This window comes from Actinophytocola sp., assembly GCF_045807065.1.
GTDB lineage: Bacteria > Actinomycetota > Actinomycetes > Mycobacteriales > Pseudonocardiaceae > Actinophytocola.
Genome location: NZ_JBJMIE010000050.1, coordinates 1 through 15,609, shown reverse-complemented (window position 1 = coordinate 15,609; position 15,609 = coordinate 1). Strand labels below are relative to the sequence as shown.

Genomic DNA, 15,609 nt, shown 5'->3' with positions numbered 1-15,609 from the left:
AGTTGACGCGTCAACTTCGAGGAGGACTTCCATGGCACTGAGGACCCTGTTGCGTGGCGGCATGGTGGTCACCCTGGACCCGGCCGTCGGCGATCTCCCGCGCGGCGACGTGCTGATCGAGGACGGCCGGATCGCCGCCGTCGCCGCGACGGTGGACGCGGCCGACGCCGAGGTGGTGGACGCCACGGGCAGGATCGTGATGCCCGGCTTCGTCGACACCCACCGGCACACCTGGCAGACCGCGTTCCGCGGCATCGGCGCGGACTGGACGTTCGAGCAGTACCACGCCACCATGCACCGCAGGCTGCGGCACCATTACCTGCCGGAGGACGTCTACCTGGGCAACCTGCTCGGCCGGCTCGAGGCGCTCGGCTCGGGCGTCACGACCATGCTCGACTGGTTCCACTGCGCCGACCGCCCGGAGAACGCGGACGCCGCCATCCAGGGCCTGCGGGACGCGCCCGGCCACTCGGTGTTCTGCTACGGCGCGGGGGCCGCCGACGAGCCCATCGCGGCCGAGATCAGGCGGGTGCGGTCGGTGCTGCCCGACGACGGCATGGCGCTGGGCCTGCGCGCACCGCAGCGGACCACGATGGACGTCGTGGCCGCCGACGTCGCGCTGGCCCGGGAGCTCGGGCTGCGGGTGAGCGTGCACGTCCACACCGCCGCCAGCGGCGGCCGTGACCGCCGGCCGATCGCCGACCTGGCCGACCGCGGGCTGCTCGACGACCGCACGACCGTCGTGCACGCCAACGGCTTCTCCGACGACCAGGTGGCGATGCTGGCCGACGCGGGTTGCTCGGTGTCGATCAGCCCGGACGTGGAGCTGAAGATGGGCTTCGGCTGGCCCGAGACGGGCCGCATGCTGGCCGCCGGGATCCGCCCGTCACTGTCGGTCGACGACTGCCCCTCCGCCGGCGGCGACATGTTCGCCACCATGCGGACGGCGTTCGCGGTGCAGCGCGGGCTGGACGGCGGCCTCACGACCCGGGACCTCGTCGAGTTCGCCACGATCGACGGTGCCCGCGCCTGCGGCCTCGACGCCCGCACCGGCAGCATCACCGTCGGCAAGGACGCCGACCTGCTCCTGCTCGACGCCGAGGACCTCTCGGTCTTCCCGGTCACCGACCCCGTCGGCACGATCGTCGCCGCCGGCCACCCCGGACTGGTGGACAGCGTCTTCGTCGCCGGCAGGGCGGTCAAGCGGGACGGCCGGCTGCTCGGCGTGGACCTGCCGGCGCTGCGCGCGCGGCTGCTGGCCTCCCGCGACCGGATCGCCGAGGCCGCCGGCATGTCGATCGGCGGCTAGCCAGCGCGGTGTTGCCCCGGGCTCGGGATCGGCGGGGTCGTCGCCCGCGCGGGTACCCAGGATGCCCGACGGCGAGGCCCGTGAGCGGAGCACCGGATGGCCGCGCCGCGCACGCCTGTTCGAACCGTTCCACCGCCTGGACGGCGACCGCGTCGCCGCGGCGGAGGGCACGGGCCTGGGCTGTCGGTCGTCGCCGCGGTGACCCACGCCCACCGCGGCGCGGTATCGGCAGCACCACGCACGGGAGGGCGGCCTCGTCGTGACGGTGACCCTGGCGGACGCGGTCTGACCTGGCGGCCGTGCGGCCGGGTCTCCCGGTCGGGAGGCCCGGCCGCACGGACCGTTGGATCAGCGGTAGACGCGCACGTAGTCGATGCTCATGTTCTGCGGGAACTGGGTACTCGCGTTCGGCGGGCCTGGCCAGTCACCGCCCACCGCGTTGTTCAGGATGATGAAGAACGGGTGGTCGTAGACCCAGGGACCCCTGGTCGACTCGACGGTCGCGCGGTCCGCGGTGAAGAAGTTGTTGTTGTCCACGAAGAACCGCATCTTCGTGGCGTCCCATTCCACCGCGTACACGTGGAACTGCGACCCGGCCGGGGAGGACAGGGCCAGCGGTGAGCCGTACCCGCCTCCGCCGTTGTACGCCGGGGCGTGCAGCGTGGAGTACACGTTGTTCGGCTCCTTGCCGACGTGCTCCATGATGTCGACCTCACCGCAGGCCGGCCAGGGGCGGCCCTGGAAGAAGTTCGCGCCCAGCAACCAGAACGCCGGCCAGAGGCCCTGCGTGGTCGACACCTTGATGCGCGCCTCCACCCGACCGTAGGTGAAGTCGAACTTCCCGGCCGTGTTCAGCCGGCCCGAGGTGTACTGGCACGTGGTGCTCCCACCCGACAACGGGTCCGGCGGGCACGACGACCCCGCGGTGACCTCGCGGCGGGCCTGGATCACCAGGTTCCCCGTGCCGTCCATGCGGGCGTTGTTGTTGTTCGTGTAGTACTCCAGCTCGTTGTTGACGCCGGCGCCGGTCTCCGGCGTCCACTTCGCCGGGTCCGGCGTCGAGTTGGCGGCGCCGTTGAACTCGTCGCTCCACGCGAGGCGGGTGAAGTTCGGCGCCGGTGCCGCGGCCGGCGGCGCGGTGGGGTTGCCACCGGTGCCGTAGACCTGGAACTCCCACAGCGAGTAGCCGTAGCCGTTGGACCGCGCGGTGCCGTACATGCGCACGTACCGGCCGGTGCCGGACACCGTCAGGGTCTCCTTGAACCCGTGCCCCTGCGTGGTCTGGTAGATCGTCGTCCAGCTGGAGTTGTTGGCCGACACCTGGATCTGGTACGCGGTGGCGTAGGCCGGATCCCACTGCAGGACGACCTTGGTGATGGTCGCGGTGGCGCCGAGGTCGATCGTGATCCAGCCGGGGTCGACCCAGCCGTTGGTGGCGCTGGTCGCCCACCGGGTCGCCGGGTCGTAGTCGGTGACCTTCGCCGGCGTGCAGCCCGAGCACGCGCCGTCGTCCTGGTAGGTCGACGCGGTCGCGGGCTTGTTGTACGACAACAGGGTCTCGGTCGGCGGCGGGCCGCCGCCGTTGGTCGTGCCGTAGACTCCGAACTCCCACAGCGAGTAGCCGTACTGCGTGGCCCTCGCCGTCAGGTTCAGGCGGATGTACCGACCCGAACCGGTGACCGGAAGTGTTTGCGTACCACCGGTTCCGGTGGTGGTCGTGTACACGGTGGACCACGTGGCGGCGTCGGTGGAGACCTGGACGGAGAAGGCGGTGGCGTACGCCGCCTCCCAGTTCAGCTGCACCTGGTCGACCGCGTAGGTGGCACCGAGGTCCACCTGCAGCCACTGCGGGTCGCTGAACGCGCTGGACCACCGGGTGCCCTGGTTGCCGTCGACCGCGGCGGTCGCGGGGAACGCGGCCGACTCGGTCGAGGACGCGGTGACCGGGCGGCCCTGGGAGATCAGCGCACCCGCCGCGACGGACGGGGTCGCCTGGACGAGGGTGACCGCCAACGCCGCGGCCAGCCCGAGAGAGAGAAGCGATCTCATGCGTGCTCCTTTGCACGCGCCGGCACGCGGGGCGGCCGGCGGTACTTCGGTAAGGAACGGGGGCGTGAGAGCGCTCTCCCACGACAAAGCGTGGTAATTCACGCGACTTCTGTCAAGACTTCGCGCCGTTCGGCCTAGTCGACTACGCCGGACGGCGTTATTTGTTCCTCACTAGAACAAAACCCGTTGACCGTCGGTGCGAGCCAGGTCACCCTCTCTGTGAGAGCGCTCTCCCGAACCCTGCACGCGAGAAACCTCGCCGCGGCGCGTACCGGTCCGGCACGCGCCGCGGCGAGGCGTGTGGTGAACCAACCGTATGTCCTGTGGTTCAACCGGTTCCCGGGACGGACAGCCGTGGGCGGGTCCGATGACCGGAGAGCCTGGGCATCACGCTGCTGCCGGAGGTCGCGGTCGCCGACGAACTGGCGGGTACACGTACGGCATCGGGCCGTACAGCGGGGACACCGAGCCGTTTCGCCTCGTCGCACGCCGGCACGGCCAGCTCCAGGTCACACGTCGTGCGTGCCCGCGCGCTAGGACCACCTGACGGTCTCGTCTGTTCGTGTGTGCACGCCGCACTCCCCGTGGTACGGATGTCAATTCCTGAGGTCACGCCGAACAAGGCGGTCGCACATTCGTGAATGCGACCGTAAACTAATATCAAGATAGCAGGGGAGCGCATTCCGGTCGATCACCCGGAATTGGCGCCGACAATGCGACCATCGGGCCGATAGGGAACGCGGTGGCATGATTCCCCCTGAAGTTAGGCCGTTCGGGGCACTAACAAAGCCCGGGCCCCGGACGACTGGAATGGTTGGCGCCCTTGGGCAGCGGCGGCGTCCAGTGAACCGATCTTGGCGGTCTGCCAACCGCACGTACCGGATTCTCGGTCGAGCACCGGCGCGTGGATTTCGTGACTCCTGTGGAGGATCCGTGTTCAGAGACGACTCGTCCCCCAGTTATGAGCAGCTCTTCGGCGAGCTGGACTTCAGGGGGGACGACGACGCCAGGTCGGTGTACTCGCCGGCGGCGTACTTCGTCGACCTGTTGGCGTTGCTGGAAGGCAGCTTCGACCGCCCCGCGCTGCTGCGACGCCGGCCGGACCTCGCGCAGGTATTGCTGGACACCGACAACACGTTCCTCGAGACGCCGTACCTCGACATCGTCAACCAGGTGCTGGAACGGCTCGTCGGCGACGCGCCGTACGAGGACCTGCGCACCCGCACGCACCCGTTCGGGCTGCCCTTCTCGCTGGAGGCGGAGCAGCTGAAGAAGTACCTGCACCACCTGGGCGTGACGCCACTCGAGCTGTACCGCCTGTTCGCCCCGCGCGTCGACCAGGACATCGTCGCCCGGGAGTTCCTGGCCATGTCGCCGGCGGACGTCGCCGTGGTCACCAGCTCGACCACCGATGAGGCCGAGCTGGCCGCGCTCTACGGCTTGGTCCCACCCGAGACACTCGTGGTCGCACCCGAGACACTCGACGACCTGCGCGTGGCCAGGCGGTTCGCCGAAGCGACCGGCCTGTCCGGCGCCCAGGTGCGGGAGCTGGTACCGCTGTACCCGCCCGTCACGCTCAGCGCGGACGGGGAGGCACTCGAGTGGGGCGACGCCGTGCCCACCGCCTGGCTCGACCTGGTGCACCGGTCCGTGCGGCTGGCCAGGATGACCGGCCTGGGCCTCACGGACCTCGCGCTGGCGCTGAACACCTTCTGCGCGGGCCGGATCGACGCGGCGGCGCTGCGGACGCTGGCCATCGTCCTGAAACTGCACCGCGAGCACGACCTGGCCGTCACCGACATCTGCCGGCTGTCCGCCACCATCGAGGACGACGAGGTGCGGGGCTGCGCCGGGGACATCCTGGCCGACCGCAACCGGGACTACCGCTTCCGGCTGGCGGGCTGGATCGAGGTCGCCGAGAGCGACATCGCCACGATCGTCCGGCGCTACCGCGAGCACTACGCCACGACGGAGCCCAGCCCGTTCGACCAGGGTGACATCGGCCTGCCCGCGATCGGGCTGCTGCACCGCGCCGGCCACCTGGCCGCCGTCCTCGGCGTCGCCGTCGAGGAGCTGTTCGACGTGCTGGTGGCGCTGGACAGCGACCCGTCGCTGCACCGGTACACCACCTTCGACGTGCTGGGCGATCTCGGCCCCCAGCAGCGTGACTGCTTCGCGGTCCTCGCCGTCGGCGATCCCGCGGAAAGCCTGTGGCTGGCCCAGACCCTGTTCGCGGTGGTCACCTGGACGCGGGCCGCCGGGTTCAGCGGGCGGGAGCTGACCGAGGTGCTCGGCGGGCGCCCCGAGACCCCGGGCGAGGCCCTCACCGCACTGGCCGACGGCATCAGGGCGGCGTTCGAGCAGGTCGCGTTCGAACCGGCCCAGTTCGCCGTCGACCGCCTCGGCACCCGCGCGACCAAGGTCGTGCGCGACGTCCTGACCGCCTACGACGACTGCGTCGTCTCCCCCGCCGACGACCGGCTGCTGCGCCTCGACCCGGAGCAGGCCGCGAGCGCGGCCTACGACGCCGTGACCGACCTCGGCGTGCCCGCCCCGGAGGACTTCCTCGGCCTGGGCCTCGGCGACCGCCTGCAGGCGAAGGTCTTCGGCAACCTCGTCCACAGAGGACACCTTTCCGGGGAGGGCACGCTCGCCGTCGAGAACAGCGCGGACGTCGCGTTGGCGACCGACTTCAGCTCCTACCGCGAGACACTGTTCAAGACGATCGGCGCGGTGGTCAACGGGACGGCGGCGTTCTTCCCGTCCGACCTGGCCGCACTGGTCGACCTCACGCCGGACAGGGCGGCCGAGCTGTATGACAACCTGCGCTACAACGGCTACCTCGACGAGACCGGGGACCTCTGCGATCCGGACTTCTTCACCGACGCCGGCAACGAGGCCTACTTCGAGCCCAACGCGGACCTGGCGGACGCCACCGAGGCCGTCCGGGCGCGCATCGACGAGCGGCTGACCGGTTTCGTCACCGAGCCGCTCGCCCTCGACCCCGAGATCTTCGCCGAGCTGCGGCTGTCCGAGACCGAGCTGACCGCGCTCACCGAGAGCCTCACGTTCAACGGCCACCTGGACGGGAACGGCGACTACCGCGACAAGGCGGCCCTGGTCGACCTCGGCATCGACGACTTCGGTCTCGCGCTGGAGTTCTACCCGCGACGCCGGGCCGTCCTCGACGCCGTCCAGAACCAGGTCCTCGAGTTCCAGAGGCAGTGGCACACCCTCACCGCCGACGACTTCGCCGACGTCGCCGACGAGGTGGTGAGCCGGCGGGTGCTCGCGGCGCTGGACGGTGACTACCTCGCCGACGGCCGGGTGCTGGACGAGGAGCTGTTCGCCGACCCGGACGGCGCCCTCGACCTCGACCCGGAGTTCACCACCGCCGAACAGGAGACGATCTTCGCCCAGCTCCAGGTGGTCCTCGAGGACGAGAAGCCCTACCGGCTGGCCCCGTCCGCCCTGTCGGGGCTCGGGTTCGACGCCGAGCAGCGCGACCTCGTGCGGGCCTACCTCGTCGAGTCGGGCATCCTGACCGACGGCCTCGCGGTGGCCGAGGAGTGGCTGCCGTACTTCCGCAACGTCAACAACGTCCACGGGTTCACGCTCCCCGGGCTGGCGGACTTCGCCACGAACGTCTTCTTCCTGTTGCACGCCGTCGCGGTCGAGCTGGCCGCGGCCGTGACCGAGATCGTCGACGCGCTCGTCGAGCTGGCCGGGCGGCAGAAGCAGGCGTTCGACGGCGCGCTGGCCGACGCGTTCGGCGTGCCGGCGGCGACGGCCGCGGCGATCGCGGAGACCGTCACCGGCGGTCCCGAACAGGCCGTCGACACGCTGGTGGCGCCGGTCCTCGACACCGAGAAGCCACCGGCCGACCCGCACTTCCGGCTCGCCGCACGCAGGATCAGGCGCTTTTCGTTGCTGGCCGCCAAGCTCGGCCTCGACGCGACGGAGGTCGCCGCGGTCTTCACCGACCAGGACCTCGTCGGCAAGTTCCCGGAGAACCTCACGCTCCCGCCTGGCCTCCAGCGGTTCGACGCCCTGCTCGAGGGCCACGACGGCAAGGTCTACCTGTTCGCCGGCACCGAATTCTGGACCTACGGGGCCGACACGCTCACCCTCACCAAGCCCACCCCGACTCCCCTCTCCGAGCTGTCGCCCCGGTTCGCCGACGCCCGCCTGACCGGGATCGACGCCGCCTTCACGCTGCCCTCGGGCGTCGAGTGGCTCGTCGGCCACACCGCGGACGGCACCTCGAAGGCCTTCACGCGGCTGCCCGGCGGCACCCGGTGGGCACCGCGGGAGCAGGTCTGGGGCAAGGTCAGGAACAACTTCACCGACCCGGCGCGGATCGACGGCGGGTTCGCCGACCGCGACGGCCACACCTACCTGTTCAGCGGCGACCAGTACCTGCGCTACAGCGGTGCCGACTACACGGTCGTCGACGAGGGCTACCCGCGGCCGGTCGCGGAATGGCAGGAGCACGAGGGGATCGGCGCGACCGTCCCCGGGCCGCTCGACGCGTTCCAGGCGCCGGACGGCACGATCCACGTGCTCACCGGCGTGGGTGGCTGGGGCCGGGTGCGCGGCGACTTCGAGAACCTGGAACGGATCGACGCGGCCTACTCCGGCGACGGCGCGATCCACCTGTTCGCCGGCGGCCAGGTGGTGCGGTACTCCGACAGCATCGAGAACGACGGGGTCCGCGTCGACGAGGGCTACCCGCACGCCATCCAGGACGTGCCGGCGCAGTTCGAGAGCGGTGTCGAGGCCGCCTTCACCGACCCGACCGGCGTCCTGCACCTGTTCAAGGCGGGCCGCACCGCCTCGGTCGGCGGCCAGGACCCCGCGCTCGTGCCGACCGCGCAGCGCTGGGGCGTGCTGGCGCCGGCGCTGGCGGAGGGCACCGTCGACGCCGCGTTCGCCGGGCTCGACGGCCGCACCTACCTGTTCAGCGGCGGCACCTACCTGCGGTACACGGGCGGCGACTACACGGTCGTCGACCCCGGCTACCCCCGCGCGATCGACACCGACTGGGTCGGTTTGTCCACTGTGGACGCCGCCTTCACCATGGACGGCAGCACCTACCTGTTCGGCACCGGCGGCCTGCTGTTCGACCTGGCCGACGAGCTGCGTGCCGACCTGGCCGCCGACCAGCTCACCCCGCGGCTGCGCACCCGGTTCGCCGAGCACGGCCTGACCGTGACCGGCAGCCGCGGCGCCGGTCCCGAGTGGACAGTCACCACCCAGGAGGGGCTGACCCTCACCGTCCGCGTGGAAGGGCTGCGCACCAAGGTATTCGGCGACGGCTCGCGCTGCTACGTCCGGTACAGCACCAACGACTACCGCAAGCCCGACGCCGGCTTCCCCAAGCCGCTGTCGGACAACTGGTGGAACATGCCGCAGGGCATGGACCTCGGACCGGTCGACACCGTGTTCACCGGCCGCGACAACCACACCTACCTGTTCTCCGGCAGCCGGTTCGTCCAGTTCGACGCCCGCCACCGCTGGTGGTCGGAGCCGATGTCGTTGCACGAGCGGTGGGACAGCCTGCCGTTCGACACCGTCGACGCGGGCTTCGTCGGCCAGGACGGCCGCACCTACCTGTTCTCCGGGGGCAGCTACGTGCGTTACTCCACGGCGGACCACACCGAGGTCGACGACGGCTACCCGGCCACCGTCGCCGGCTACTGGGACAACGTGGAAAACAACATCGAGCGCACCGTCGAGGACGACGCCGCGCTGGTCAACGAGGACACCGAGCAGGACGACGGTGTGGACGTGACCCGCACGTACACCTACCTCTTCTCCGGCGACCAGTACGTCCGCTACCTCGACGCCGACCACACCCACGTCCAACTCGGCTACCCGCGCCCGCTCGCGACCCTGCACACCGAACCCGGCCTGAGTGCTCTGACGTCCACTGTGGACTCGGTGGACGCGGCGTTCGCGGACCGGCGCACCACCTACCTGTTCAGCGGCAAGGAGTGCCACGTCGTCTCCGCCACCCCGTACCGGCGCTACGACGACCTGGACCTCGGCGACGTCTCCTGCGCGTTCGTCGAGAACGGCAGCATCGTCATGACCAGCGGCACCGGCTGGACGAAGCGCTCCGCGCTGGAGGGTCGCGGCGGCTCGACCGCCACCCCGTTCCGGCCGCGGACCCTGCGCACCGTCCCGGTGGAGTACCGGACCGGTCTGGACTCCGTGCTCATGGGTGTCGACGGCAACACCTACCTGTTCGCGGGCGCCCAGTGCTTCAACACGCAGCTGGGCCGCGCCTACCCGCTCACCCAGGAGTGGGGCCGCCCGCGCAACACCATCTACGAGCAGGGCCGGGTGGACGCCGCGTTCGTCGGCCGCGACGGGAAGACCTACCTGTTCAGCGACGACCAGTTCGTGGTCTACCCCGCCACGGGCACCACGATCGAGGGCGACCCGCGGCCCATCGCCGAGCACTGGGGCGGCCTGACCGGTGTGGCGCTGGCCTATGTCCAGGGTGAGAAGACCTACGTCTTCGAGCACTCGGACGAGGAGGGCATGCTGCGCTACCTGGTGTACTCGGGCACCGACTACACCGTCCCGGACGAGGGCTACCCGGCCGTCGCGGACGACGGCATCCTCGGCGCACCGGACGGTTTCCCGTTCCCCGACGCGGTGCTCGTCCAGGGCGACACCACGACCCTGCTCAGTGGCCTGGACTGCGTCTCCTACAACACGAAGACGACGTCCTGGTCGGTGCGGCGGCCGATCGAGCGCCTGTTCCCCGGCTTCGGCGAGGGTCTGGACGCGCCGGACGGCCTGCGCGCCGCGTTCACCGCCGCGGACGGCGCGACCTACTTCTTCTTCGACGACACGTTCGCCCGCTTCGCCGACGGCGGGTTCGGCCCCCTCATCCCGACCCGCGACCGGTGGGGCCTGTCCCCCAACCCGTTCGTCACCGAGGGCGGCACCGTCGACGCGGCCTTCGTGTGGGGCGAGTCCACCTTCCTGTTCTCCGGTGACCGCTACGTCCGCTACACCGGCGCGGGCTACCGGGCCATCGACCCCGGCTACCCGAAGAAGACGGCCGGCAACCTCCGGTCGGAGGAGCCCTTCACCAACCTGCCGGACTCCTTCGACGACGCGCTGGACCGCCCCGTCGACGCGGTGGTCGGCAACGAGCGCACCATCCACCTCATCATCGGCGGGGTCTGCCACACGGTCTCGCCGAAGCAGTCGGGCACCTACACGCTGGAGGGCATCGGCCGGCCGCGCAACACCGTCGCGGAGTCCGCGACGGTGGACGCGGCACTGGTGGCCGACCGCCGCACCTACCTGTTCGCGGGTGACCAGTACGTCCGGTACTCCGGCAGCGACTACACCCACGTCGACGACGGCTACCCCAGGTCACTCGACCAGCTGGCCACCGATCTCCAGATCCCGGCCCTGCCGGCGGAGTTCACCGACGGCCTCGACGCAGCCTTCCGCTCACCCGACGGTCGCACCTATCTCTTCCGGGGCAAGGAGTTCGTGCGCGGGGGCGCCCCGGAACCGGTCAACGGCACCTTCGGCCGGGTCCGCAACGCGTTCACCGAGACCGCTCCGGCCGCGGCGTTCGTGGCGCCGACCGGAGCGCTGTACGCGTTCGCGGGTGACCAGTACGTCCGCTACTGCGGCGACGGCACGCTGGAGTACGTCGACCCGGGCTACCCCCGCACGGTGCGGGACGACTGGGGCGACCTGCCGCCGGAGTTCGAGGCCGGGCCGGACGGCGCGTTCGTCTTCGAGGGCCGCACCTACCTGGCCAGGGAGGACCGGTACGTGCGCTACTCCGGCGGCTACGACCGGGTGGACCGCACCTTCCCGCAGGAGCTCGGCCACCGCTTCACGGGCACGGCCGACTACCGCCTCGCCGACCTGCACACCATCGTGCGGTTCGTCGAGCTGGCCCGCTCCCGCCCGGAGGGCCTGGCCGCGCTGTTCACCGAGGGTGCCGCGGATCCCTACCAGCGCCTGGGCGAGCTGTTCGGCTGGGACGTCGAGGAGCTGCGCTGGGCGCGCCGCAACAGCGGGCTGCTGGTCGAGAGCACGCCGGAGGAGAAGGTCTTCGAGATCGAGTTCCTGCTCGAGCTGGTCGGCCTGTTCGGCACCGCGCACAAGCTCGGCGCCGGCCCGTCGCGGATCCATGCCGAGGTCTGGTCGAAGCTCTACGGCACGCCCGAACCCGACAGCACCGCCGTCACCGCCCTCCACACGATGCTGGAGCAGGCGACCGCGCCGGCGCAGTGGCCGCTGCTCGACGCGCAGGTCCACAACGAGCTGAACGTGCTGCGCCGCGACGCGCTGGTCGCGGCCATCACACCGCGGCACGGCAGCTCCCGGGAGCTGTTCGAGCAGTACCTGATCGACGTCGACATGGGTCCCGTTGGCACCACCTCCCGGGTCCGGGAGGCCATCGCGGCCACGCAGCTCTACCTGCACCGCTACCTGCTCGACCTGGAGGACGTCGCGCTGCCGGCCGGCGCCGACCCGGACGAGGTCAAGGCCAGGATCAGGACCTGGTGGGGCTGGATGCGCAACTACCGCACGTGGGAGGCCAACCGGAAGGTCTTCCTCTACCCGGAGAACTACCTGCGCCCCGAGTTGCGTGCCACGAAGACCCCGGCGTTCGCGTCCCTCGAGGACGACCTGCTGCAGAACGAGATCACCGCCGAGTCCGTGCAGGCCGCCTACAAGCGCTACCTCGACGAGTACACCGAGGTCTCGCGCCTGGCCATCGCCGGCGGCTACGTCTACACCGAGGACGACGCGCCGGCGGGGGTACGCAAGCTGGTCCTGTTCGGCCGGACCAGGACCGAGCCGCACCGCTACTACTGCCGCGGCGCCACGTTCCGCGACGGCGAGAAGCTCTCCGCCTCCTGGGAACCGTGGGTCAAGGTGGACGCGCAGATCGCCGCCGAGCGGGTCGACCCGGTGCACGCCTTCGGCCGCGTGTTCGTCTTCTGGCCGGTCGTCGAGGCCGTCACGCGACAGGACGCGTCCACCACGACGATCACGACCACGCCGAAGGACGGCGGGCAGCTGGTCTCCACGCCCCCGACCGGGTACCAGGTCAAGATCTACTACTCGTTCCAGAACCTGAACCACGAGTGGGTGGCGGCGCAGTTCCTCGCCGCCGACAAGGCGAAGACCGGGACGATCGGCACTCCCACGCTCCACGTCCAGGCCTCCCGGAAGGTCCCCGGCGTCAGCGACCACGACTCGATCGTGGTGCAGTGCGCCTACCAGGTCGACGGTGTCGAGGCCACGGCGGCGTTCACCCTCACGCCGGAGCTGTACCCGTTGGCGGCGCACGGAGTCCTGCCGCCACCCCGGGTCGCCGACCTGACCGCGATCTTCGCGGAGCCGGCGAGCACCCCGATCGACGCGACGAAGGTGGTGGCGTTCAACGCGCCCGCCGACTCGGTGGACCTGCCGTGGTCGGCCGTCGACCACAAGGGCGGCAGCTTCCTGTGCCGCCCGGTAGCCGTGCCGGTCACACCGGCGGACCTGCTGCCGTTGAGCGACAACGCCGCCTTCCTGCCCACGACCTGGGACAGTCCGATCGAGGCCGCGTTCGAGTTGGGCGACTCGCGTTACTTCTTCGACAACGGCGTGGGCAAGTACCTCGTGGGGCCGAAGAACCAGCCGGCCTCCCCGCCGGGGCGGACCAAGCTGGGCACGGCCGAGCGGTTCGGCAGGGTCGACACCAAGCTGCTCCGCACGGGTGTGGTCGACGCGGCCATGGTGTACGAGAACGCCGTCTACCTGTTCTCCGACGACGAGTACTACCGCTACCAGCAGTTCGGGGAGCTGGACGCGGGCTACCCGAAGAAGATCGCGGCGCTGCCGCCGGACCTGCCGAAGCCGGTCCCGCCCAAGAGGAACGAGCCGGGGCCGTCCATCAGGTTGGGTGACGCGGTCGTCACGTTCGACAACAAGGGCGGCACCTACACCATCAAGGCGTCCCATGTCGACGACTCAACACGGCTGACGAGGGATCTCGGGCTGGTCCCCACCGCGATCAGCCGGACCGGGCGGGTCGACGCCGCATACGTCACCGACGGCGCGCTGTTCCTGGTCTCGGGCGACGAGTTCGTCCGGTTCACCCTGACCGGGTCCTCGTTCAGCGACCACGTCGACCCCGGCTACCCGAAGGCGCTGGGCCAGCCTGTCGACGCCGTCTTCGAGCGCGACGGCCGCCGCTACGTCTTCAGCGGCGACAGGTACGGCACGCTCGCCGACGGCCAGGAGCCGGACGCCGCGCTGACCCTGCTGCCGATCGAGGACAACTGGCGCGGCCTGCCGGCCGGCTTCCCGACGAACTTCAGCGGGGTGCTGGAGACCGACACGTCCCTGTACTTCTTCATGGGCGCCAACTACTCCGCCTTCCCGGTGACCGACGCGGTGCCGCTGCCGTACGAGATCTCCGCGCTGCCGCACCAGATCATCCGGCTGACCTCGAGCACCGCCTACGAGCTGAACCGGCGCCTGCTGGTCGGCGGCGTCGACGCGCTGCTCGCACCGGACACCCAGGAGTTGGACGAGCTGCCGGCGTTCAGCGCGAGCAGGTCCGACGCCACCACCATCGCGGTGCTGGCGCGGACCGCGAAGGCGGGGGTCCCGGTCGGTTCGCACCTCGACTTCGACAGCTCGAACGGGCTCTACTACTGGGAGATCTTCTTCCACGCCCCGATGCTGATCGCCGGCGCGCTGGCCGCGGCGCAGCGGTTCGACGACGCGAAGCGGTGGTACGAGTACGTCTTCGACCCGACCCGGCGCGAGCGCTACTGGCGCTTCCTGCCGTTCCTCGCGGTCGACGTCGACGCGCTGGTCGCCGGTTGCGTCGAGGACCTCGACCGGTTGGGCGACGGGACCGTCGAGAAGGCGCTCACCGGCATCCTCGACCACATCGAGCCGATGGCGCCGGCGTTCCTGCCGTCCCGCGAGCTGACCGGACCCGAGTCGGAGTACCTGGCCGGCCTCGCCACCGGGACGACCGACGCGGGCAAGAACCTCGACAAGGTCCGGACGGACCTCGCGGCCCTGCCCGAGTCCGAGGCCGGGCGGAGCCTGTCGGAACGGGTCGAGCTGATCGCGCTGCTCGACCGCCAGTACAAGCTGATGGGCGACCGGACCAGCCTCATGGCGGCCTACCGCGACGACCCGTTCGACCCGCACCGGATCGCGGCGCTGCGGCCCGCGGCCTACCGGCGGGCGGTCGTCATGGCCTACATCGACACCCTGCTCGACTGGGGGGACATGCTCTTCCGGCAGTACACCGGGGAGAGCATCGACGAGGCGCGGATGCTCTACATCTTCGCCCACGACCTGCTCGGCCAGCGCCCCTACGACCTCGGGCCACGCGCGCTGCCCCCGGCGTCGACCTACGACCAGCTCGACGGCGAGGGCGGTTCCACGGTCGCGCACCTGACCGCGAACGGCGCGCTCCTGGAAGGGACCGGCGCGGTGCACGCCGGGGTGGCGAACTCGTACTTCTACGTGCCCGACAACGGCGCGTTCCTGGAGTACTGGACCCGGGTGGCGGACCGGCTCACCAAGATCCGCGCCTCGCTGGACATCCTGGGCATCAGCCGGCCCGTGCCGCTGTTCGAGCCGCCCGCCGACGTGATGGCCCTCGTCGAGGGTGTGGCCAGGGGCGCCGCTCTCGACGTACTCGCCACGGCGCTGGCCGCACCCGTCCCGGCCTACCGGTTCTCCGTCGTCCACGCCAGGGCCCAGCTGCTGGTCGACCGGCTCAAGCAGCTCGCCGGCGACCTGCTGTCGGCGTTCGAGCGGCGGGACGGCGAGGAGCTCGCCCTCATGCAGAACCGGCAGGAGACCGCGATCCAGGGGATGACCCGCGACATCAAGGCGAACCTGGTCCAGATGGCCCGGGAGGGGCTCGACGAGATGCAGGCCGCGCTGGCCGGGGCGACCGGCCGGGTCGACCACTACCAGCAGCTGCTCGACGACGGCATGTCCGCCACCCAGCAGGCCCAGCTCGCGATGATGTCGATCGGGGCCGCCGGACACTTCGTCGCCGGTGGGCTGAAGATCGGCGCCGCGGTCGCGTCCGCCGCCCCGCAGGTCTACGTCGGCCCGTTCATCATGGGCTTCTCCGAGGGCGGCATGGAGGTCGGCGACGCACTCAACATCGGCGCCGACGTGTCGGCCACGCTGGCCGAGGGGTTCAGCACGCTCGGCGAGGTGCTCGGCAT

Annotated in this window: 4 protein-coding genes; 3 read left to right on the top strand and 1 reads right to left on the bottom strand. The window is 70.8% G+C overall.

Going from position 1 to position 15,609, the window contains the following annotated elements; all coding sequences use genetic code 11:
* The first annotated feature begins 31 nt into the window (after nt 1–31).
* Entirely contained in the window at nt 32–1,309 is a 1,278-nt protein-coding gene (locus ACJ73U_RS02885) for an amidohydrolase family protein (protein ID WP_407775921.1), read from the top strand.
* A gap of 61 nt (nt 1,310–1,370) precedes the next feature.
* Nucleotides 1,371–1,511 carry a hypothetical protein gene (locus ACJ73U_RS02880; protein ID WP_407775920.1) on the top strand — a complete coding sequence of 47 codons (141 nt, stop codon included), beginning with the start codon at nt 1,371–1,373 and terminating at the stop codon, nt 1,509–1,511.
* A 146-nt stretch (nt 1,512–1,657) separates the two neighbouring features.
* Here ACJ73U_RS02880 and ACJ73U_RS02875 read toward each other — a convergent pair whose 3' ends face one another.
* Nucleotides 1,658–3,358, bottom strand: coding sequence for a discoidin domain-containing protein (locus ACJ73U_RS02875; protein ID WP_407775919.1), 1,701 nt, complete (start codon nt 3,356–3,358; stop codon nt 1,658–1,660).
* Nucleotides 3,359–4,291: 933 nt separating this feature from the next.
* Between ACJ73U_RS02875 and ACJ73U_RS02870 the strand changes: the two genes are divergently transcribed.
* The coding region (locus ACJ73U_RS02870) for a hemopexin repeat-containing protein (protein WP_407775918.1) at nt 4,292–15,609 on the top strand (11,318 nt) is incomplete at its 3' end.

Excerpts from the sequence above, each read along its gene's own strand:
- ACJ73U_RS02885 (WP_407775921.1), top strand. The coding sequence starts at position 32 with ATGGCACTGAGGACCCTGTTGCGTGGCGGCATGGTGGTCACCCTGGAC.
- ACJ73U_RS02880 (WP_407775920.1), top strand. The coding sequence starts at position 1,371 with ATGCCCGACGGCGAGGCCCGTGAGCGGAGCACCGGATGGCCGCGCCGC.
- ACJ73U_RS02875 (WP_407775919.1), bottom strand. The coding sequence starts at position 3,358 with ATGAGATCGCTTCTCTCTCTCGGGCTGGCCGCGGCGTTGGCGGTCACC.